The organism is Streptomyces sp. BBFR25 (genome assembly GCF_044590125.1).
GTDB lineage: Bacteria > Actinomycetota > Actinomycetes > Streptomycetales > Streptomycetaceae > Streptomyces > Streptomyces canus_D.
Genome location: NZ_CP172447.1, coordinates 8,610,896 through 8,631,216 on the forward strand (window position 1 = coordinate 8,610,896; position 20,321 = coordinate 8,631,216).

Annotated in this window: 18 protein-coding genes and 1 pseudogene; 11 read left to right on the forward strand and 8 right to left on the reverse strand. The window is 69.0% G+C overall.

Annotation, left to right across the window (positions count from 1 at the left end; all coding sequences use genetic code 11):
• Positions 1 to 1,363: 1,363 nt before the first annotated feature.
• Both ACGH52_RS38715 and ACGH52_RS38720 read left to right on the forward strand, forming a co-directional pair.
• Positions 1,364 to 2,626 (forward strand): ParA family protein, encoded by a 1,263-nt coding sequence (locus ACGH52_RS38715; protein ID WP_399946400.1) that lies wholly within the window; start codon positions 1,364 to 1,366, stop codon positions 2,624 to 2,626.
• Entirely contained in the window at positions 2,623 to 3,777 is a 1,155-nt protein-coding gene (locus ACGH52_RS38720; RefSeq protein ID WP_399946403.1) for a ParB/RepB/Spo0J family partition protein, read from the forward strand. The genes ACGH52_RS38715 and ACGH52_RS38720 overlap by 4 nt, the downstream gene beginning before the upstream one ends.
• A gap of 76 nt (positions 3,778 to 3,853) precedes the next feature.
• Here ACGH52_RS38720 and ACGH52_RS38725 read toward each other — a convergent pair.
• A pseudogene (locus tag ACGH52_RS38725) lies at positions 3,854 to 4,220 on the reverse strand (DUF475 domain-containing protein); the annotation flags it as partial.
• 334 nt (positions 4,221 to 4,554) lie between these two features.
• Here ACGH52_RS38725 and ACGH52_RS38730 point away from each other — a divergent pair.
• Complete coding sequence (locus ACGH52_RS38730; RefSeq protein ID WP_399946406.1) at positions 4,555 to 4,950, forward strand: DUF6531 domain-containing protein; 396 nt, start codon at positions 4,555 to 4,557, stop codon at positions 4,948 to 4,950.
• On the opposite strand, the gene ACGH52_RS38735 is transcribed toward ACGH52_RS38730, so the two are convergent.
• The 3 genes from ACGH52_RS38735 to ACGH52_RS38745 form a co-directional block, all read right to left on the reverse strand.
• Positions 4,930 to 5,316: a toxin Doc gene (locus ACGH52_RS38735; RefSeq protein WP_121704239.1), complete on the reverse strand. Its 387-nt coding sequence runs from the start codon at positions 5,314 to 5,316 to the stop codon at positions 4,930 to 4,932. The genes ACGH52_RS38730 and ACGH52_RS38735 overlap by 21 nt on opposite strands.
• A 3-nt stretch (positions 5,317 to 5,319) precedes the next feature.
• Positions 5,320 to 5,559 carry an antitoxin MazE7 gene (locus tag ACGH52_RS38740; protein WP_121704238.1) on the reverse strand — a complete coding sequence of 80 codons (240 nt, stop codon included), beginning with the start codon at positions 5,557 to 5,559 and terminating at the stop codon, positions 5,320 to 5,322.
• A gap of 824 nt (positions 5,560 to 6,383) precedes the next feature.
• On the reverse strand, positions 6,384 to 9,377 hold the full coding sequence (locus tag ACGH52_RS38745) for an AfsR/SARP family transcriptional regulator (protein ID WP_399946410.1): 2,994 nt from the start codon (positions 9,375 to 9,377) through the stop codon (positions 6,384 to 6,386).
• Positions 9,378 to 9,550: 173 nt separating this feature from the next.
• On the opposite strand from ACGH52_RS38745, the gene ACGH52_RS38750 reads away from it, so the two are divergent.
• From ACGH52_RS38750 to ACGH52_RS38765, 4 genes are all read left to right on the forward strand, one after another.
• The gene (locus ACGH52_RS38750; protein ID WP_399946413.1) at positions 9,551 to 10,726 is read left to right on the forward strand and encodes a tryptophan dimethylallyltransferase family protein; all 1,176 of its coding nucleotides are present in this window, start codon (positions 9,551 to 9,553) and stop codon (positions 10,724 to 10,726) included.
• An 86-nt stretch (positions 10,727 to 10,812) separates the two neighbouring features.
• Positions 10,813 to 12,318 (forward strand): tryptophanase, encoded by a 1,506-nt coding sequence (locus ACGH52_RS38755; RefSeq protein ID WP_399946416.1) that lies wholly within the window; start codon positions 10,813 to 10,815, stop codon positions 12,316 to 12,318.
• A 64-nt stretch (positions 12,319 to 12,382) separates the two neighbouring features.
• Entirely contained in the window at positions 12,383 to 12,718 is a 336-nt protein-coding gene (locus ACGH52_RS38760) for an SH3 domain-containing protein (protein WP_121704235.1), read from the forward strand.
• Positions 12,719 to 12,793: 75 nt separating this feature from the next.
• Positions 12,794 to 13,135, forward strand: a complete 342-nt coding sequence (locus ACGH52_RS38765) for a hypothetical protein (protein WP_121704234.1) — start codon at positions 12,794 to 12,796, stop codon at positions 13,133 to 13,135.
• Between the two features lie 119 nt (positions 13,136 to 13,254).
• Here the strand turns inward: ACGH52_RS38765 and ACGH52_RS38770 are convergent, their stop codons facing one another.
• Together ACGH52_RS38770 and ACGH52_RS38775 are read right to left on the reverse strand one after the other, a co-directional pair.
• Complete coding sequence (locus ACGH52_RS38770; RefSeq protein WP_121704233.1) at positions 13,255 to 13,590, reverse strand: hypothetical protein; 336 nt, start codon at positions 13,588 to 13,590, stop codon at positions 13,255 to 13,257.
• A 297-nt stretch (positions 13,591 to 13,887) separates the two neighbouring features.
• A complete protein-coding gene (locus ACGH52_RS38775) occupies positions 13,888 to 14,283 on the reverse strand; it encodes an Imm7 family immunity protein (protein WP_210975786.1) in 396 nt (131 codons plus the stop codon).
• 593 nt (positions 14,284 to 14,876) lie between these two features.
• Between ACGH52_RS38775 and ACGH52_RS38780 the strand changes: the two genes are divergently transcribed.
• Both ACGH52_RS38780 and ACGH52_RS38785 read left to right on the forward strand, forming a co-directional pair.
• Positions 14,877 to 15,419 (forward strand): MarR family transcriptional regulator, encoded by a 543-nt coding sequence (locus ACGH52_RS38780; protein ID WP_399946421.1) that lies wholly within the window; start codon positions 14,877 to 14,879, stop codon positions 15,417 to 15,419.
• A 2-nt stretch (positions 15,420 to 15,421) separates the two neighbouring features.
• Positions 15,422 to 15,739 (forward strand): hypothetical protein, encoded by a 318-nt coding sequence (locus ACGH52_RS38785; RefSeq protein WP_193777867.1) that lies wholly within the window; start codon positions 15,422 to 15,424, stop codon positions 15,737 to 15,739.
• 214 nt (positions 15,740 to 15,953) lie between these two features.
• Here ACGH52_RS38785 and ACGH52_RS38790 read toward each other — a convergent pair whose 3' ends face one another.
• The gene (locus ACGH52_RS38790; protein WP_399946424.1) at positions 15,954 to 16,817 is read right to left on the reverse strand and encodes a hypothetical protein; all 864 of its coding nucleotides are present in this window, start codon (positions 16,815 to 16,817) and stop codon (positions 15,954 to 15,956) included.
• Positions 16,818 to 17,303: 486 nt separating this feature from the next.
• Positions 17,304 to 17,759 carry a DUF6228 family protein gene (locus ACGH52_RS38795; RefSeq protein WP_399946427.1) on the reverse strand — a complete coding sequence of 152 codons (456 nt, stop codon included), beginning with the start codon at positions 17,757 to 17,759 and terminating at the stop codon, positions 17,304 to 17,306.
• Positions 17,760 to 17,971: 212 nt separating this feature from the next.
• Here ACGH52_RS38795 and ACGH52_RS38800 point away from each other — a divergent pair, with 212 nt between their 5' ends.
• Positions 17,972 to 19,135: a ParA family protein gene (locus ACGH52_RS38800; RefSeq protein ID WP_399946429.1), complete on the forward strand. Its 1,164-nt coding sequence runs from the start codon at positions 17,972 to 17,974 to the stop codon at positions 19,133 to 19,135.
• Entirely contained in the window at positions 19,132 to 20,274 is a 1,143-nt protein-coding gene (locus tag ACGH52_RS38805; protein WP_399946432.1) for a ParB/RepB/Spo0J family partition protein, read from the forward strand. Before ACGH52_RS38800 ends, ACGH52_RS38805 begins: the two co-directional genes overlap by 4 nt.
• The last annotated feature ends 47 nt before the right edge of the window (positions 20,275 to 20,321 follow it).

Below are 20,321 nucleotides of genomic sequence, written 5' to 3' on the forward strand. Positions count from 1 at the left end.
GCTCCGACCTGAACCGTAAGGGATGCTGTCTATGGGTAGGGCATGTCCGGTCAGGGACAGTGTGTGATCGGACGCTGGCGGAAGCGCTGACCTATTACGGCGTAATAGGCGCGTCAGTGGGATGCGTCAGCGCCAGCCCATCTGGTGAGGGAAGTTGGCCAGGGGCGCGTCAACCAAACTGCTGCAACGGACAGAGCCACAAGGGGGCCGATGCCGCGCGCGGCGGGGTGGCTGTTGACAGATCGAGTACTGGCGACGAGTACCAGGCTGTCGCGTGCTCGTGGGCAGGCTTCCAGGCAGTGGTTCTGTCCGTGTGGCGGTCTGAGACGCGCGCCTGCCACCCGCGCGATGGTGAAGTCCTCGACCAGCTGCGGACCAATATGTGTCTTGAGGGACGGCACGACGACACCGACCCGGTGCAGACGCGTCAGGTGGACCGAGGCGCCACGCTATTACGTCGTAATAGGGGAGGGGCTTACGAGTTGTGCACGGTAAGTGGTGAGGGATGCGTGATCGTCGATCCTCTCCTTGCGGTGGGGGCGCGTCTCATGCGGCGATCATCGGCGACCGGAGGATTACGGGCCTGTCGGCCGAAATGATCGCTGAACTCGTGGCCGAGCTTGGTCCGTTGTGGTGTGAACGGTACCGGGCCAGGCTTGCTTCCCGGTTGCGGATGCGGGGCGTTGGGCGGGGGCGCGAGGCGCCGGCTGGTGCTCGTCGATCGGTTCCTGGCCACTCTCGTGCCCTCCGGCACGGGTGATACACGACGTGTTCGCCTCCTGGTTCGGAGTGGACCGCTCCACCATCACCCGCGCCCTCGGCCAGGTGCGGCCCCTGCTCGCCGAGCGGGTATGCACGGTGAGCCCTGGGTCGTCAGGGACGGCAAGGGCCGCGACCTCCTCTGCCGCCCGTCTCAACTGACGAAGCAGCGCGGACTTCTGGCCGACGGGGGTCGGCGGAGGTCCTCGTCGATGTCGACTATCAGGGCCTGGGCACGCAGACCGGTCGTCGACTGGTGACACCGCCGCACCGCAAGTCCAAGAAGAACGCCCTGGACTGTACGAGGAGATGCACGAAGGGCAGGGCGAGGCACACTCCTCACGTCGTAACCGTGTCGAGCACGGCATGGCAGAAGTGACCACGAGCTACACCGGAGTGCACGCCGTCTCAGTGCTTACCGTGTACGAGCTCGTTAGGGGAGTGGGTGGACCGAAGTGCCACGCTATTACGTCGTAATAGGGGAGGGCGAGCGGCGAGGTTTTGCCCGTTATTACCTTGTCTGAGAAATTTAGTCCGCAACAAATACCTGATTGCTAACGTGTCGATGCACAGATGGCCAAACAACGTTAGTAAGGTGTCCTGCATGAGTTCGCCAGCCACCTCCAGCGACCGCGAGAAGGTCGTCTCCAAGCTGCCGGGATGGCTCCGGCAGAACCTCAAGATCAGAGCCGCGCAGCGGGGCATCGAGATTCAGGCAGCCGTGGAACAGGGCATCCGGGACTGGTGCGGTCTCGCCTCGACTCCTGCTCCTGTCGATACGTCCGGTGCCGACTCCTTCTCCACCTTTCTTCCTCCAGGACAGTGGAAAGATTTCCGGCAAGTTGTGTCGGACCGTCGCGTCTCCCTGATCCAGGGCCTGGCACAGTCAGTCCAGCTCTGGCTCGACTCGAACCCAGCGCCTGAGGTCGCACGTCCCGAGATCACCAGGCGCATCGTGGTGTGCAATCAGAAGGGTGGGGTCGGAAAGACTGCCATTACCGCCGGCCTAGGCGAGGCGCTGGCGGAAGACCCCAATGCCCTGCACAGCGTGCAGATCGCCAAGGCCTTGGCCAAGGCACTGCGAGCCAGCGAGTCTGAGCAAGGTGTACAGGACTTTGAGGACCCGCTCGACGTTGAGAGCCTGCCTGGTCTGGGCCTTCGAGTGCTCCTGGTCGATTTCGACCCGCAGTGTCACTTGACCAACCAACTCGGCGCCACTCCTCTGCCGATGAACGGTGACAGCCTGACCAATCACATGGCGGGCGATCCCAAGGGTGATTTGCGGGATCTGGTCGTCTCCATCGACGACGCCAGCTTCGGCGGTCGTCTGCATCTCCTGCCGGCATGCAACGACGCCTTCCTCCTCGACGTGCGCCTTTCCGCGGTACGTGCCAGGGAGGCCGCCCTGGAACGGGCCCTCGCACCGCTTGAAGCTGATTACGACGTCATCCTTGTCGACTGTCCGCCCAGTCTGGGTCTCAGCATGGACGCCGCCTCCTACTACGGGCGCCGTCGCGACGGTGAAAGGCCGGGCCAGTCGGGTGCCCTCATCGTGGTCCAGGCCGAGGACAGTTCTGCGGACGCTTACGAGCTGCTCACCACTCAGATCGAGGACCTGCGTGGAGACTTGCAGATCGATGTTGACTACCTCGGCATCGTCGTCAACCTGTACGACTCGCGCCGCGGGTACATCGCCACATCCTCGCTTCAGGGGTGGGTCGACATAAAGGATCCACGCGTGGTCGGACTGATCGGGGATCTGAAGGAACAGAAGGAAGCGGTTCGCATGAAGCAGCCACTGCTGTCATACGCTCCGAGGTCTCAGCAGGCGATCGGCATGCGCGCACTGGCCCGGGAGATCGTATGAGCAAGGCCGACCAACTGGGCGCCGGGCGGTTCGGCGGGGGAGCGCGACCTGTCAGTGCTCGTCGTCAAGCGGTTGCCGCCGCGACGGGGGTGCCCACGGATGGTGTTGCTCCGCCGTCCGAGCTGCCCCTCAACCGGATCAGTCCCAATCCGGACAACCCCCGCTCAACTCTGGGTGACCTCACCGATCTGGCGGGGAGCTTGCGGACTCACGGCCAGAAGCAAGCGATCACCGTTATGAACCGTGACGCCTATCTCAAGGTCAACCCGCAACGCGAGGAAGATCTCGATCCTGAGGCCACTCATGTCGTGATCGACGGGAGCAGTCGGCTAGCGGCAGCGCGCGAGGCGGGTTTGACCTCTCTCAAGGTCATGGTGAGTGACGACGAGGGCAGTACCTCTGAGGAGCTCCTGGAGTCGGCCCTTGTCGCCAACATTCATCGACAGGACCTCGAAGAACTGGACGAGGCTCGGGCGTTGCAGCGGCTCCTCGTTATCCACGGCAGTCAGACCGCCCTGGCCAAGCGGCTGCATCGGTCGCAGGGTTGGGTGTCCCAGCGCCTGGCTCTGCTCAAGCTCACGCCTGAACTTCAGGCACGGATCAATGAAGAACCCATCGACCTCTTGCGGGCGGTGGGCAATAGGCCTGCGGAAGAGCAGCAACAAGCCCTGCAGGCACTCAAGGAGGAGCGTGCCCGGAAGGAGGCCGTTAGGAGGGGAGAGCCGCCTCTTCCTCTAACACCGTTGCCGAGAGCGGATGTTGAGCCCGAGCAACATGCGGCTCCTCAGCCTGGTCCGGCGCTCCAGCCTCAGTTGGAGCAGGCGAGGTCTGCGGAGCGAGAGCCCGAGCCCGAGCTGCCCGCCCGGTCGGTTGCCCGGCCTGTGCCTGAGCCGCGGGCGGACATTGCACGGCCCACCACGCGGCCGGAACCTCCGAGCACTGGTGACGGTGACGACGAGCCACGTCCGCGCCGGGTTCCTTATGACGAGCCGGAGGCTCTGGCGATGCTGTTGGACGAGAAGATCAAGAGCGATGAGGTGTTCTTCACCCTCCTGCGTCTTCTGAGTATGAAGGCGGCCGGCCGGGACTCGGAACGGTTGGCCGAGCTGGCTGGATCCTTGATGGAAGGGTCTGCGACCGGGGCCGAGTGACGATCCGCAATGGTGATCGCCGCCGGGTCGGCGTGGCCGCGCCTGGCACAAGCCCACGCCGACCCGGCGGTCTCCTTCAGTAGTAGCCCTCGGCGAGTCGTTTGTTGCGGCGGACGGGGGACCAGAAGGAGGCGCCGATCAGGATGACGCCGATGGGGCCGACGTTGATCTCGTTGATCTCGTACTCGATGGTGACGAGGAGGATCAGGGCGAGGGCGCCGATGACGCCGTCGAAGGAGAAGGAGGCGTCCAGGACCACCAGATAGAGGAACGTGAAGAACGCCGCTTTGCCAACCAGCGCGACAGCTGGCGTACGGTCAGCCGCTGCCCCCTGTTCCGCGTGATCTTCGTGTTCCTGGTCTCGGTTGAGCCGTCCCTCGAGAAGCCGGAAAGTCCCCCGCGATGACCATATAGGCGATCAGGCCGCCGATGCCGGCGAGGAGCGCCGCCGTACACGCCGCCCAGCCCACGCTGGACCGCCGCCCCGACGGTGCCGTCGTCGCCACGGTCGCGCCGCCGACTACGACGGGCTCGAAGCCCCGGTGCTCGACCTCAATCGGTAGGCGGTATGCAGCACATCAGTGCGGCCGTACCGTGGAACCATTCATATGCTCCCCTCACTCCGCCCGCGGGTTCGTCTGCTCCCCGCACTCGCGGGGATGGCGAACCGTGTTCCCTCCGGCACCCGCAGTGGCCGCGGCACCTCGCCCGCACTGGCCTGACCGGCCGTCACGCCGTGCCTCAAGTCCTCGGCCACGCCTTCCCGCACGAGTAGCCATGCTGATCGGCCCTTCCGGGCGTGGTTCTTGCGAGGCGGCGGCTCTGGTCGCAGGCGGCCCGATCCTCGGCGGACTCGCCAAGGGCATGAAGGGGATGGCCACCGCCGTGCGGGGCGGTCTGAAGACCCTGCGTTCCGGTGCCAAGGATCTTCTTGCGAAGGCCAAGCCCTACAAGGGCCGGTGCCGGGGCGGCGACCCGATCGACATGGTGTCCGGCGAGATGCTCATGGAGCAGGTGGACCTGGAGCTCGGCGGGCTCCTGCCGCTGGTCGTCCGGCGCACCCACGTCTCGACCTACCTCTGGGGGAGCTGCTTCGGGGCGAAGGGCCCCGGGTACCGCGGGAGTGCGCAGGAGGGGGAGGCGACCGCGAGGTCAAGCCGTCGGCAGGCGTAGCGAGCGCAGCCGTTCGGCGACGGCGAACGAGTCGAGACGCAGGGCGGTGATGTCGGCGATCAGGTCCCGCCAGGCCTCGAACTTGGTGTTCACCCGCTCCCCGTGCATCCCGAGGTACGCCACGGCCACGCCGAAGCCGTACAGCTCGTTGCGGGCGGGCAGTGGCCGGAGGACGACGCACTCCTCCAGCATCACGGCCGCACGCCAGAAGGCGTCCGGGTGGTGCTGGTCGTGGCGGGGCGGGTCGACCTTGTGCCGGGCGGCCAGGCCGACGAACACGGAGTAGTCACTGACCGTGAGATCGTCCAGCAGTTCGGCCTGGCGTTCCAGGAACCACCGGTAGTCGACGTAGTACTCGGCAGGCACAGGTCATGCCGCCTGCGGAGCGGTCGGCGCCGAGGCGGGGCCGCCGTACTCGGCGTCGAATGCGGCGACGGTCTCCGCGTCGCCGGTGACCCGGCGGAAGATCTCCGCGCCCTCGGCCAGCGCGCGCTCGCGCCGCTTCTCCTGGGCGACCTGCGCGAGGTAGGCGTCCAGCGGCAGCCCGGCCGCCTCGGCCAGGGCCCGCAGCGCCTCCGCGGTGGTGTCGTCGATCTCGATGCCAGCCATGCCCCGAGTATGCCGCGCGACGCCGCACCCAGGCCACCCACCTGAAAATATCTCCCCGACCTGCGGGTTCCGGACCGTTTCAGCCGTTCGACCAGGCGGGCGCGCTCTCGGCACAGTGAGCTTGTTGAGGCGCCGGCCTCCGTCCACCCGTGGAGTGATCTTGGCCCCGGTGGGGTGGTCTCGTACCCGTACGGGCCCCGGCCGGATGCGCATCCGCGGACGCCCGGGAACGCCACCGGCTGCTGCTTGGAGTACGTTCACGCGGTCCCGTTCCTGCCTCGCCCTGACGATCGCGTCGCCCAGCGCCATGGGACGGCGCTGGCCACAGGTCGTGACACACAGGCCCTATGGGCGCTTCATGGAAGAACGTCACTACATCGGCATGTCGGACACGGCCGTCGGTGATACTCCGAGGCACCCCACGTCGAGGTAAAGCATGCGACAACTGGCCGTCGGATACGCCTCTCTCTTCGCCGCCCTCGCTCTGATGGTCACGGTCCCCACGCCGGCTCACGCCGCACGGGGAGTCCTGACCGTCAACACCACCATGTAGCCCGACCCGCTCCGCCAGTGCATCTACAACGTCAACGCGGGCACCCATGACTGGTACATCAGCAACGACACCGACCAACCGGTGTATTTCCCTTCCAAACTCGAGGACCTTCGACGCTTCTCCGGTCGGGTCATGACCGTCCCGCCCGGAGAAGGCCGGTCGGGCACCGGGGTCCGCAACCTCCTCAGCGTGTGGGTACCCGCCTGACTCCCCGGCGGCTGTCGTGGCGGCAAGACGTCCGTCGGTGAGAGGAGCCGGTGTCAGCCCGGTGTCAGCCGGTGTCACTGCTGACGCACGGACCGGCCAGGCCGGTCGGGGACTGTTCGTGCCGACGCGGGGGAGGCGTCGCGCCGGTCTTCGCCTGTGCGCCGGTACGTGGCTCCGCGCTGATGCGCAGGGCGAACAGCACGCTGTTCTCGGCGGCGCCGTACGTCCGGGCCTGTGCGTACTCCTGTGCGGTCAGAACCGTACGGACCCGGCGCTCGGCGGCGACATGGGCGTCGTGGAACGGACGCAGGCCGGTCAGCGCGACACCGGTGTCCTGCCGCAGCCGGTGGGCCGCGCCGAGGAGCCGGGCGGCGTCGGTGTGCCGGTTCGTCTCGGCGACCGCCCAGGCCAGTGTCTCCACCCCCCAGACGGGTCCCCAGTTGTCGCCGAAGGCGCTCTGCCGGGCGAGGGCGTCGCGCAGCGGGGCCAGGGAGGCGGCCGGATCGCCGTGGCGCAGTTCGACCAGGCCCGCGCACCAGCAGGCCCAGGTGCGGGCCCATGGCGCGCGGCCGGCCTCGGCCTCGGCGGTGTACTCCCTGGCGGCGGCACGGGCCGAGACCGGGTCGCCGAGGAATGCCTCGGCCATGGCCCACATCATGGTGGCCATGTGGGCGTCACCGTGCCGTCCGTCCCGCAGGAACTGTTCCCGCGCCGCGGCCAGCCGGGGGATCGACTCCGAGGTGCCGTCGACGAGCAGGGCGTGGGCGCCTTCGATGAAGGTGAACGGGGCCACCGCCGGGCCGTCGGAGCCCGCGGCCTGTGTGCGGCATTCGGCCAGGAACGTCTCAGCGGCCGGATTGTCCCCTTGGCACAGCGCGATCCACACCTTCATCGCCAGTGCGCCCGCCGTCAGGTCGGGGGGCAGGGCGGGCGGGGAAGCGAGGAGCCGTTCCAGCCAGTAGCGGCCCTCGCCGAGCACGCTGCTGAAGAACCAGCAGCGGGTGCGGGCGAGGTCGACGGCGATGGCGACCGCGGTGCCGACGTGCTCGGGCCGGGTGGCGCAGAAGTCCAGGGCGGTCCGCAGGTTGGGCAGCTCCTCGCGCAGCCGCAGCAGCCAGTCGACCTCGTGGGGGCCGCACCATTCGGCGCCCGCGCGCAGGGTCATGGCCCGGTAGTGGGCGCTGTGCCGGATGCGCAGACCGGTGTGCCGGCTCAGTTCCCCCAGCCGCTCGAGACCGTACTGGCGGATGGTCTCCAGCATGCTGTACCGGGCGCGCGGGCCGGTGCTGTCGACCGCGACCAGGGACTTGTCCACCAGCGCGGCGAGCAGGTCCAGGATCTCCTCCCGCCCGACGCCCTCACCCGCGCAGACGGCTTCGGCGGCGGACAGGTCGAAGCCGCCGCTGAACACGGACAAGCGCGCCCACAGCAGTCGTTCCTGCGGGGTGCACAGCGTGTGGCTCCAGTCGATGACACCGCGCAGGGTGTGCTGATAGCGCGTCTCGGTGCCCGGCATGCCGGGGAGACAGAGCACGCGGAAGCGGTCGTCGAGGCGCTCCAGCATCTCCTCGGCCGTCATCGCGCCGAGACGAACGGCCGCGAGTTCGATGGCGAGGGGGATGCCGTCGAGGCGTCGGCACAGCTGGGCGACGGCGGCGCGGTTGCGCGGCGTGATGCCGAACGCCGGAGCGGACGCTGCGGCCCGCTGCACCAGGAGACGCACGGATTCGGAACGCTCCGGGGGCTGCCGGGCGTCGCACGCGGCGCCCGGCTCCGGCAGCGTGAGGCAGGGCACGGTCAGGATGTGCTCGCCGGGAACTCCCAGACGGTGTCGGCTGGTGGCAAGGACGGTCAGCCCCGGCGCGGCCCGCAACAACCGCAGGACCAGGGCCGCGACGGCGCCCGCGACGTGTTCGCAGTTGTCCAGGAGCAGGAGCAGCTGCCGGTCGCGCAGGCGGTCCACGATGGCCTCCGCGGGCGGCCTCGCGGACTGGTCGCGCAGCCCCAGGGCTTCGGCGACGGCGCGGTCGAGCAGGTCCGGCGAGGTGAGCGCGGCGAGGTCGGCGAGATGGACGCCGTCCGCGTACGAGGCGGCGAGCTGTGCCGCCGACCGCAGCGCCAGCCGCGTCTTGCCGACACCGCCCACACCGGTCAGGGTGACCAGCCGGGCGGTCGACAGCAGGGCACGCACCTGGGCCAGTTGGGCCTCGCGGCCGATGAAGCCGGTCGTCTCGACGGGCAGGACGTGCCGGCCGGGGGCGTTCGGCGACGAGGCGGCTTCCGTCCTGCCCGGTGACCTCCCGAGGTCGGGAGCGGCCGCGAGGACTCGCGCGTGCATGTCCCGCAGCGCGGGGCCGGGGGTGACTCCGAGCTCTTCGCCGAGCAGCGCGGTGACCGTGCGGTAGCACTCGAGGGCTTCGCTCTGCCGTTCGCAGCGGTAGAGCGCCAGCATGCGCTGGGTCCAGAAGTGCTCACGCAGCGGATGGGCTTCGACCAGTGCCCGCAGCTCCGGCAGGACGTCCGCGGAGCGGCCCGCCGCCAGGTCCGCGTCGATGCGCAGCTCGAGCGCGGCCAGGTGCTGTTCCTGCAGCGTGAGCCGCAGCTCGGGAAAGGCGTCACCCGGCAGGTCGCACAGGGGATCCCCGCGCCACAGCTCAAGGGCCTGACGCAGCAGTGCCGCCGCCCGCTCGGCCGCGTTCTGCTCCAGCGCGGTCCGGCCGAGCCGTACGAGCGAGGTGAAGCGGCGGACGTCAAGCGTCTGAGGGTCGGTCTCGATCAGGTAGCCGCGGGGGTGGGTCCGTACGGGTCCGGTGTCCGCGGGGCTGCCGAGCGCGCGGCGCAGACGCAGCACGTAGTTCTGGAGGGTGTTGCGGGCGTGGAGCGGAGGCGTGTCCCCCCACAGGCGGTGGACCAGGGTGTCCACGGTCACCACCCGGTCGGCCTCGACCAGCAGAGAGGCCAACAGCATCCGCAGCTTGGCGGCGTTGACGTGTACCGGTGTGCCGGACTGCCGGACCAGGAGCGGTCCGAGAATCCCGAACTCGTATGTGCTTCTCACTGTTCTGTTCCCCCGTCGGGCCCTCGCCCGGACGCCCCCAGCCTACAACGGTGCGTGACCGGTCGGATACCTGGTGTAGTGGCGCGAGATCGCCGAGTGACCGGCGCGCGACCGGGGTGACGGCCGCGGCGGAGATCGTGGCTTCCTGCCCGCGCCGCACCCCGGAGGCCGCCATGAACCCGCCCGCCCCCTCGGGCTACGCCCTTCCTCCGCAGCGGAGTACGGGTGCCGCTCCGGCGACGTCGACGTTGCGGGAGCACCTGGCCGGACAGCTGCGGCGACTGCTCGACGCCGCGGACGTGACCTGCTCCCCGGCGCGGGACGCGGTGCGGCTGCTGCCCGGGCTGCTGGGCCCGGCGGCCGGCCGTCCGCTGAGTGCCGGACCGCTCTCACCGTCCTTTGTCAGCGACGATCACTCGCCGGCGGAGCTGTCCGTGTCGTTCGCCGCCGACGGGGCGCCGACGGTACGGGTGCTGGTCGAGCCGGGCTGTGGTGCGGGGACCGCCGCCGACAGCGGCCGGGCGGGGCTGCGGGCCCTGGACCGGATGGCGAGCTGCTGGGACGTCGACGCGGAGCCCGTCGCCCGGGTCACGGATCTCTTCCTTCCCGCGGCGGCCCGTGGCCCCTTCTCGCTGTGGTGCGCCGTGGACCTGCGGCGGACGGGGCCGCCCGGCGTGAAGGTCTACCTCAACCCCGAGGCGCACGGCGCCGACCGCGCCGCCGAGGTCGTCGAAGAGGCCCTGACCCGCTTCGGGTTCCGAGCGGCCTGGCCGGCGCTGACGGCTCGGGCCGAATCCTGGTGCCCGGACCGGGGCCGGCTGTTGTTCCTCGCTCTGGATCTGGGCCACTGGCAGGAACCACGGGTGAAGCTGTACATCGCCCACCAGGGCTTCTCCGTCGAGGAAGCGGAAGCCGTGGCCGGGCTGCTGCCCGGCCGAAACCCTCGGCGCGCGGGGGACTTCTGCCGCACGGTCGGCGGTGGTGTCCGCCGTTTCGACGGTCTGCCCCTGGTCTCCTGCTTGTCCTTCACCCGACGGGACAGGGAACGCCCCAGCGGCCACACCCTGCACGTCCCGGTGCGCGACTACGCCCGTGACGACCGGGTCGCCCGCGACCGCGCCGCCGCCGTGCTGGGCGCGCACGGCGCGGACGTCACCCTGCTGGACAAGGCGCTCGCCGCGATGACGACCCGCCGGCTGTCCGACGGAGTGGGGCTGATCTCCTACGTCTCCCTCGCCCGGAGCACCGGCGGCCCGCCGCGCCTGACGGTCTACCTCTCACCCGAGGCGTACGCCGTCCACCCGCCGCACGACCCGTCCCGGGACACCGCTCCCGGCGAACGCGGGTGACCACCACCTTCCCACCCCTGCGACACGGCGCCCGCGGAGCCGCCGCGGTCCCGCAGGCGCCGCACCGAGGAGAGCAGAGCAGAACCATGGAGCCATACCGGATCAAGGCCGTCGAACCGATCCCTGCGACGACCCGCGAACAGCGCGCCAGGGCCCTGGACCGCGTCGGATACAACCTGTTCGGACTGCGCGCCGAGGAAGTGACGATCGACCTGCTGACGGACTCCGGTACCGGCGCTCTGTCGGCGGCACAGTGGGCGGCCGGTGCGGCCGGGGACGAGTCGTACGCCGGATCGCGTTCCTTCCACCGCTTCCGGGAGGCGGTGGAAGAACTGACCTCGTATCCGCACATCCTGCCGGTGCATCAGGGCCGGGCGGCGGAACGCGTCCTGTTCTCCACGCTGCTGGCTCCCGGCCGGATCACCCTGAGCAACACCCACTTCGACACCACGCGCGCCAACGTGGAACTGAGCGGCTGCCAGGCCCGTGACCTGCCCTGTCCACGGGCGCGGAACCTGCACGGTCCCGAGCCGTTCAAGGGCGACATCGACCTGGTCGGCCTGGCGGCGGAACTGCGCGGCCCGGACGCCTCCCGCATCGCCCTGGTGATCATGACCCTCACCAACAACGGCGAGGGCGGCCAGCCCGTGTCCATGGACAACCTGGCCCGCGCCGCCGCGCTCTGCCGGGAGCACGGCGTCCCGCTCTTCCTGGACGCCGCCCGCTTCGCCGAGAACGCCTACCTGGTCACCCAGTGCGAGTCCGGGTACGGCGGCCACAGCCCGACGGACGTCGCCAAGGAGGCGTTCCGCCTCGCCGACGGCTGCCTCATGAGCGCCAAGAAGGACGGCATCGTCCATATCGGCGGCTTCCTCGGTCTGCGGGACGAGGCACTGGCCCGCCGATGCGAGCTGACGCTCATCGCCACCGAGGGCTTCCCGACGTACGGCGGACTCGCCGGGCGAGACCTGGAGATGATCGCCCAGGGCCTGACCGAGGCCCTGGACCCCCGCTACCTGCGCTCCCGGGCCGAGGCGGCAGCCCACCTCGCGGCGCTGTGCCGTACCGCGAGCGTCCGCCTGGTCGAACCCCCCGGCCTGCACGCGCTCTACCTCGACGCCGGTCACCTCCTCCCGCACATCGCCCCGCACCGCTTCCCCGGGCACGCACTCGCCTGCGCGCTCTACCTGGAGGGCGGGATCCGTTCGGTGGAGCTCGGCTCCCTCTACCTCGGCAAGGAGGACAGCAACGGGGAGCCGGTCACCACCGCCCCGTACGAGCTGCTGCGCCTCGCGCTTCCCCGCCGGACGTACACCCGAAGCCACCTGGACCACGTCGGACAGACCCTGGTAGCGGTGGTGAAGAACAAGCACCGGGTGCCGGGTTACCGCATCGTCGAAGCCGCCCCGTTCCTGCGCCACTTCCGCGCGCGACTGGAACCCGTGCCCGCCGGGCCGGCGACCACTGCCACGACCGGTGAGACCCCTGATCAGGAAGGACGCGCCGAGAACGGGTGCGACCAGGACCGGGGCAGCCGAGTCCGCCGAGCCCTCACCGCACCGCCGGCCACCGGCAGCGGAGGCCCGGCATGAGTGTCACAACGAGTTGGAGGATCTCAGGAAGTCAGCTGTTCGCCGGGCGGCTCGGGCGGCCCGGATGTGCCGGCGTACGACGGCCGCGGCGGCAGTCGCGACCGTCCTCGCCCTGCCGGCCGTCGGCGCTGTACCGGCCCACGCGGGCCCGCCGGACGGTGACCGGCACAGCCTCAGCGCCCGGGCCGGGCTGTGCCACTACTTCGCCACCTGCGTCGTCAACGCGAACAACGTCTACTACCGGGACGCTCCCAACGGGCGCGCGCTCGGGCAGGTGCACCGGGGTCAGGAGTTCTACGTACGGGGAGGCCAGGCGGGGACCCCATGGTTCCGAGGCGACATCGTCGGCGGCCGGGCCGACGTCTGGATCCACGGTGACTACCTGGAGGACCACCTCTGACAGCCACAGGAGCATCCGACGGCACAGACAGGCAAGGCCGCATCGGCCGCACCGACTCGGACAGGAAGGCATCACATGAACACCAGGCGCACCGCCGCGAAGACCGCTCCCATGACGACCGCCGCCGTACTGACGCTGACGCTCCTGGGGGCGCTGTTCACGTCACCGGCCACCGCCGCGCCACGCCAGGGTGACTTCACCGCGACCGGCGTGAAGATCCACGAGAGTTACAGCACCAGCTCGTTCGCCCGGGGGCACGGCAACCCCGGCGACGGGTACACCTGGATGGGCGGGCAGGCCAACGCGGAATCGGTGCCCTGCCCGGACGGCAGCGTCAAGGACCACTGGACGTACGTCCACAACAACCGCACCGGGGTCGAGGGCTACGTCTCCGACTGCTTCATCAGGGAGTACTGACCGGAGCAGCCGGTGACCTGCCCTCCCGGCGTGACCTGAGGGGGAGGAGCGGTGACGGGGCGACAGTCCCCGGCGGCAACGACACGTCGCCCGGGAGCCGTATCGACTGCACCGGCGGGTCAGAAATGGTCGACGGGTTCGGCGGCGTAGGTCCCGTCCTCCATTTGCACGTCGGTCAGTTCGAAGAGGCGCTGACGGCCGCCGACCCAATGAGTGACCTTGGTCCCGGTCGGCCGGGTGGTCTCGTACTGCACGGGCGTGCCGTCGGATCCCTCGGTGCGCAGGAGGGTGAAGCTGCGGACACGGGGCGGCACCGGGGGAGTGGCGCGACTTCGCAGGTAGAGCCAGAAACCGGCGGCGGCAGCGGTAAACAGTCCGACGAGCAGCCACTGGCCCACGGTCGTGCCGAGAAGGTCCAGGCCCTTGTCGAGGGCGAGGGAGACGAGGACGGGCATGGCGGCATCACTCCTGTGAGGCGGCGGTCAAGGTCCGTCTGGATGACGGGCCGCGCCGACTGTGGGGAGGTGGCGGGTTAGCCGCGCAACCCCCGCCTCGACCTGCGTCATGCGTCCTGCTGACGCTCGCTGCCGGTGTCGGGGCCCACGTCGACGCCGCCCTGCGGCAGCACGCTCGGCGCGTCGTCGTCGGCGTCCGGCCCTGGCGCCACTGCGAAGGCTGACGGCGCCTCTTCGCTCCACGGGGCGGTCGGCTCCGACGCCGCGGGATGACCGGATCAGGGCGCGGACGACGTCTCACTCCGTGAAGGGATCTTCCACTGTCGGGATGTACGGAGACAGCAACGTCTCCGTGTGCTGCGTGACCATGCCTTTGACGAGCCGCAGCACCCTTACTTCGTTCTCGTGATCCGGTTCCTCGTCATCGTGAACGTGGAGGAGCCCGTAGGAACCAGGGGCAACCACGGCCACATGCTCGAACAGTTCGACAACGTCAGGCGACGAACGGTGATTGGACGAGCCGCCGAGGTGGATGAACGGCTCACCGTTCATCCACCTGAGATCCAGCAAGTACGGGCTGTCCATCTGAGCAATGCGAAGGTGGAGCTCATCGACGATCTGCCGCCGCCGGGGCTCATCGTCGTCATCGGCCGCGGTCTCCCTGACCGTGATCCACCCGTGGTACTCAAACACCCCCCGCCCTAGTGATCAAGGGAGAGCCGACAATTATCACGCCGTGATAATCCACTCCCACTCCCCGGTACAGGCAAGGACAGTCCTGCTGCTCAGCACCACCAGAGTCCGAACCTCAGCCACCGAAAGCCCGCCACAGCGATACCTGCAGGCTTCCGAGTTGGCGCGCGTATGCCTCCGTACCCCCATCCGGCCTCCGCCACGCTGTGTGACTGCCAAGGCCGGTAAGTGGCACTGGGTCAGGTCGACCGACAACCTTGAGGGGTACCCCGAGGAACGGAGCGCTCGCGCGAGTACCGCAGGGCTTCCCCGAACGGCGGGTTCCTTTACGGGTTCCTTCCCCTGTATGGAGAGTGCGCAGCCACCGCAGGGCTTTGACCTGCGGAAACGCACGCTCGATTGGCACCTGGGGATGTCGATATCGGCATCTCAGGGTGCCGATATGAGCACACTAGGATGCCGATACATGGCGCCAGTGGTCATGTCGTCAGTGGTCATCGAGGGAACCTCAGGGTTCCTTCGATGACCCTCAGCGACATGTCGGTGTGGGTACGTGAAGGAAATGTCATGTTCCCTCGGTTACCGCAGACGACATGTCGTCAGTGGTAATGTCGCGGCTGTCAGAGACAAGCCCAGGTCAGGGGTCGCAAGTGCCAAATCAGGGGCGCAGTGGACGCAGCCGTGCGCTGGTCAACACTGCGACTGGTGAGGTCCACGAGCTGCTGGAGCCGGAAGCCGAGGGCGCCCCACGCCGGTCCTATGCCTTCGGCGGTCGGCACGGGCAGTTCAGCTTCGAACGAGTCCTCGCCATGCTCGCGGCCGACTCAGGAATCACCGGTAACGAGTTTCGCCTGTTCTTCTACTGCGGGATCATGACGTACAACGGGAAGGGTGGCGCCACAGCGGTGGAGGCCGCCGACTTCCTCGGACTGACCCCGCAGGCGACGAGGAGGATGGCGAAGAAGCTCGCCGAGCACAAGATGCTGCTGGTGGCCGACGTGATCGGCCGGACCATCAAGTACCGGGTGACTCCGCACATCATCTCCAGTCTCTCCGGACGGGAACAATCCGAAGAGGCAGCCGCCTACCACCTGCCGACCCTGCCGGGCCGTCCGGCGCAGCGACGAAGGGCCTGACCATGGCACGCAACAGTCCATACCCAGAGCTCGAAGCCCTGCGGGCGCGTATCAGCGATCTCTCGCACCTCAAGCAGAACGTGCTGATGACCTACGCGATCCTGGGAGGCTTGGACAACAGCGTCGAGCGCACCGCGGCCGAGCTGGCTGAGCTGATCGGCGTACCCGCACCGCACTTCTCCCGGGCACGACGCGAGCTCGAGGCCGCCGGCTACCTGGAGTGCACGCACACCATGGGACAGGTGAAGTTCTTCCGCCTGGGCGAGGCGGCAACCGCACGGCAAGTCGTGGTCCCCCTGCTGAACCGACCGACCGGCTGAGCAAGCACCCCAGTCGAGAGGGGCGCGAGAGACTCAAGGGCTCTCGCGCCCCTCTCGTCATTCACGGGCTGTGTATCTCCGCGAGGGAATCAGCCGGATCATCACGGATCGGCTGGGGCAGGCAATTATCACGGCGTGATAATCCGTCCCTCTGGAGGCGGCTCGGTGGGCTGCCCCCATGCGCGAACGCCCGTTCATGCCCCTCGCGACGTGCTCAGAAGAGGCCGGTGCGCACGTACGTCGGCAGGTTCTCAAGGATCTCGCGCAGCCACGGGTCACAGGCAGTCGGCAGCCGCAGCAGGGTGTGGCGGAAGACTCCCGGGTCGATTCGGAACAGGTGACCGGGACGAGGCGAAGGTGGGTCGTCCCGGAGAAGTTCGACGGGAAGTACCTGCGGCGGAGGGTCTGCGGGCAGGTGCGGCTCGGGGAAGGCCAGCCACAGCCACACACCGAGCGGCAGCGGCACCAGGTACGCCGAGGTGCCTCCGGCCGGGGCCCAGGTCTCCCCCGTCTGCGGATGTTCCGGTACGAGCAGGAGGTCCGCGTTTGTGTCAGGAGCGGGCAGGTTCGGACCGGCCAGGGCGGCGTGCAATGTCGGACCGTCCGTGGACAGCAGTGCGTCCAGGGCGCGTTGGAAAACCTCCGCGGTCAGACCGTGCGGGACGGACACGGAACGGCCTCCGGAGGCCGCGAGCAGATGGGCGAGCGCCCGGCCGGCTGCCGCCTCCCACCGCGGGCTCCATGACCACCAGTGATACAGCCCGAAACCCGGTCCTCCCCACGAAGTGATCGGCTCGTACGGAGGCGTGCCCACGGCCGCGGCTGTCGCGTCCGCCCAGGGCAGCGGTGTGGGGTCGGGATCGCCAACGGCCTGCCGGTGCACGGCGTTCGGGGCGAGCCACACCGCCTGCCAGAGCGAGCAGTCGTCGATCCTGCTTGCCACGGGGAGGCCGCACGCCTCGCAGGCCATGTTGGGGCCGTCGGCTCCGTCGAGGCCGCAGCAGTGGCCGCTGCTCTTCTCCGGGATCAGTACGGTGCCGCGCGTGTCTCCGGGGGCGATGACGAACGAGTCGGTCACGTCGCCAGGCAACAGCCCGTCAGCCGACGCGTGGGTACTGATGACGTCCGCCGCGTCCGGTGCGCCCTTCTCCCGGCTGGGCCATGACGGCCCTCAGGACTCCGACTCCGACTCCGACTCCACGGCGAACGTGCCGGGCTCCATGAGCACCGGGAGCTGGACGCCGTTTCCGTACGTCTGATGAGCATGAGCGGGCAGGGCGACTTGGGACAGCGGAGCGGTCAACTCGGCGCCACACCCCGCACATACGAAGACGATCACATACCCTCCGGCTGGGAACGAGGGCATCGTCGCAGTTCGGCCAAGGAAGAGCCATCGGGATTCCGTGTTCCGGAGGCGGAGGCGGGCGGCGCGTAGAGCGTGGGGAGTCAAGCACGGCGATTATCACGGCGTGATAATTCACGCCGCAGCTCTTTCCAGCCTCTCCGGACGCGGGCTACACCGGTGAGCCGACCTGAGTGGTTCGGATGCGTCGGATGCCGGGTGTCACGGCTGCTCTGCGGTGAGGAAGTGTCGGACGTCGGCCGCCAGGGTCGTCATCTGCTCGCCGGCCTCCAGCCAGGTGGTCACCGAGGCGCCCCAGCCGCCGGCGGCCTGCGGCCACGGCTGCAAGGACCAGGTCAGTCCGACGTGGCCTCCGGACCGGAAGACCGCCGACACCGTCAGGTCACGGTCGTTGGTCTGCCAGCTCCGTTCGCCCTCCCATCCCCGGTACTCGGCAGCGAGCTCTTCCAGGAACGTCGTGAGATCGCTGTCCCAGATCCAGGCGACGACCTCGTCGACCCGAGCGGTCAGACCCGGGGCCCGTAGCTCGACGGCATAGTGCACGGAGTCCGCGTCGAAGGTGAACCGGTCGCAGAACGTCACGTCCACAGACGGGTTCTCCCGGCAGCGGACGGTCGCGCTGGGCTTGTCGTCGAGGCGGACGTCCGGGGATGTCATGCGCGGAACGCTAGGTCAGTGCTGCCTTGTCCGTCATCCAGATTTGGCGCTGACCGGGCCGAGCGGCCGAAGGTAGCCGGACAGGGCGGCGCTTCAGACAGACCGAGACGGGACCGCCGCCAGCGAGACGCATCAGCGCCCATCGGGTGAAACCGCGTCAGAACCTGCAAAGGGAGTGCCATCCCACCAACAGGAGTCAGTATGCTGACGTCATGGCATCCCCTTACCCCGACGGAGACCGGGAAAAGGTAGCGTCCAAGCTGCCCTCGGCGCTCCAGCAAGCGCTCAAAGTCCGCGCCGCGGAACTCAGCCTGGACATCCAGGACGCCGTCGAGGCGGCCATCAGCGTCTGGCGCGACAGCACGAGCGGCGGCGCCGAGGTCGACACCGCCGGCGCGAGGTCGTTCTCCACGTGGCTTCCGCCAGGGCTGTACGAACAGTTCAAGGAGACCTGCACCGATCGCGGCGTCTCCTACACCCAGGGTCTCGCCCAGTCGATCCGCGGCTGGCTCGCCGCCAACCCCTCCCCGCAGCACGGGACTCGTGCAACCGACCCCGAGCGGAAGATCGTCGGCAACCAGAAGGGCGGGGTCGGCAAGACCGCCATCTCCGCCGGAATCGGCGAGGCCTACGCGGAAGCGGGCAAGCGCGTCCTCATCGTCGACTTCGACCCGCAGGGCCACCTCAGCGAACAGCTCGGAGTCCCCCAGATCGAACCCGACCACGACAGCCTGGTCTCACACATGTGCGGCGACGGCAGGGGAGATCTGCGCGACCTGGTCGTGGAGATAAGGGATCCGCGGTTCGAGAAGCGCCTGCACGTCCTGCCCGCCTGCTTCGACGGGTTCCTCCTCGACGCGAAGATCGCTGTCGTGGCGACGCAGAGGCGCGGATTCCAGAAGGAGGCCGCGCTCGAGCTGGCGCTCCGCCCCCTGGAGGCCGACTACGACGTCATCATCGTCGACTGTCCGCCCAGCCTCGGCATCGCTATGGACGCCGCCCTCTACTACGGGCGCCGACGCCGCGGCGAAGCCGCCGGTGGCTCCGGGGTCGTCATCCCCGTACTCGCCGAGGACTCCTCCGCCACCGCCTACGGCATGCTCGCCCAGCAGATCGGGGACCTCTGCGAAGACCTCTCCCTCGAGATCGACTACCTCGGCCTGGTCGTCAACCTCTACGACTCCCGCCGCGGTTACGTCGCCACCTCGTCCCTGGACAACTGGAAGTCGCTCGGCGACCCGAAGGTTCTCGCCGTCATCGGGGACCTCAAGGAGCAGCGGGAAGCAGTCCGCAAGCGGATGCCGCTGCTGAGTTACGCGCCACAGAGTGATCAGGCGGAAGCCATGCGGCAGGTAGCGAGGGGAGCCACCCGGTGAGCAAGGCCGACACCCTGGGATCGGCACCCGCGTTCGGCGCGGCCCGCGGCGCCCGATCCTCCCGACGCAACCTCATCGACCAGACCATCGCGGGAGAAGAGTCGACCACGGCGGCCATCACTGAGCTGCCGGTCACCCTCATCAGCGACAACCCCGACAACCCGCGCAACCACCTGCGCAACCTCGACGAGACGGTGCAGAGCGTCCGCGAGGTCGGCCTCATCATCCCGATCGCCGTAGCCACGGTCGACGCCTACCTCCGCAACCGCTCGGACCGCGCCGGCGACCTCGACGACGGGGCGCAGTACATCGTCGTCGACGGCCACCGGCGCCTGGAGGCCGCTCGCCGGGTCGGCCTGGCCACCATCCCCGTCCGCGTCGACAACGGACGGGTCGCCACCGACGAGTCTCTCCTCGAGGCCGCGTTCGTCGCCAACTACCACCGCGACGACATGACGGACCTGGAGGAGGCCCACGCCCTCAAGTCCCTGGTCGACTACTACGGTTCACAGACCAAGGCGGCCAAGCGGCTGGGCATCCCGCAGAACACCATCTCCAGCAAGCTGTCCCTGCTGAAGCTCGCTCCCGAGCTGCAGAAGGACCTGGTGACCGGGGCGCGGAAGGTGGAGCACGTCCGCAACCTCGGCAAGCTGTCCGCCGAGGAGCAGCGGGCCAAGGCGGACGAACGGGCCGAGGCGGCGCGCCTCAAGGCGGAGGCGCAGACGCGGCCGGTCGTCGAGCGATCAGCGGGCCCCGCCGATTATCACGGCGTGATAGTCCCGGAGACGCCCGCCGACCAGGCCACCACTTCGCCGGTCACGGCGTCGGCCACTTCACCGGCCTCAACCCCTCGGCCCAGCGCACCCACACCGCCCACCGAGCACGAGCAGGCGGGTTCCGAGGCCGTCCCGGAGCCGCGCGCCGGGGCAAGTGAGCCCGGCCCCGCGAACGCAGAAGCGGCGGAGCCGAAGCAGCCGAAGCGACTCCCCTACGACGACGCCTTCTACTGCGTTCACCATCTCCACAAGAAGATGACGCCCGAGACGTTCGTTCAGGGGGCAAGGGTGTGGATGGGCATCCTGCGGGACCAGCACCCGGAGGAGTACAAAGCCCTGCTGGCCGAGCTGGGAGCCAAGTAGCCGCGCTGCACCCCACATGGCCCCACGCGCCCGCATCCATGAGGCGC

Excerpts from the sequence above, each read along its gene's own strand:
- ACGH52_RS38780 (WP_399946421.1), top strand. The coding sequence starts at position 14,877 with ATGTCGTCAGTGGTAATGTCGCGGCTGTCAGAGACAAGCCCAGGTCAG.
- ACGH52_RS38795 (WP_399946427.1), bottom strand. The coding sequence starts at position 17,759 with ATGACATCCCCGGACGTCCGCCTCGACGACAAGCCCAGCGCGACCGTC.
- ACGH52_RS38755 (WP_399946416.1), top strand. The coding sequence starts at position 10,813 with ATGGAGCCATACCGGATCAAGGCCGTCGAACCGATCCCTGCGACGACC.
- ACGH52_RS38720 (WP_399946403.1), top strand. The coding sequence starts at position 2,623 with ATGAGCAAGGCCGACCAACTGGGCGCCGGGCGGTTCGGCGGGGGAGCG.
- ACGH52_RS38800 (WP_399946429.1), top strand. The coding sequence starts at position 17,972 with ATGGCATCCCCTTACCCCGACGGAGACCGGGAAAAGGTAGCGTCCAAG.
- ACGH52_RS38715 (WP_399946400.1), top strand. The coding sequence starts at position 1,364 with ATGAGTTCGCCAGCCACCTCCAGCGACCGCGAGAAGGTCGTCTCCAAG.
- ACGH52_RS38785 (WP_193777867.1), top strand. The coding sequence starts at position 15,422 with ATGGCACGCAACAGTCCATACCCAGAGCTCGAAGCCCTGCGGGCGCGT.
- ACGH52_RS38770 (WP_121704233.1), bottom strand. The coding sequence starts at position 13,590 with ATGCCCGTCCTCGTCTCCCTCGCCCTCGACAAGGGCCTGGACCTTCTC.
- ACGH52_RS38750 (WP_399946413.1), top strand. The coding sequence starts at position 9,551 with ATGAACCCGCCCGCCCCCTCGGGCTACGCCCTTCCTCCGCAGCGGAGT.
- ACGH52_RS38760 (WP_121704235.1), top strand. The coding sequence starts at position 12,383 with ATGTGCCGGCGTACGACGGCCGCGGCGGCAGTCGCGACCGTCCTCGCC.
- ACGH52_RS38765 (WP_121704234.1), top strand. The coding sequence starts at position 12,794 with ATGAACACCAGGCGCACCGCCGCGAAGACCGCTCCCATGACGACCGCC.
- ACGH52_RS38740 (WP_121704238.1), bottom strand. The coding sequence starts at position 5,559 with ATGGCTGGCATCGAGATCGACGACACCACCGCGGAGGCGCTGCGGGCC.
- ACGH52_RS38730 (WP_399946406.1), top strand. The coding sequence starts at position 4,555 with ATGCTGATCGGCCCTTCCGGGCGTGGTTCTTGCGAGGCGGCGGCTCTG.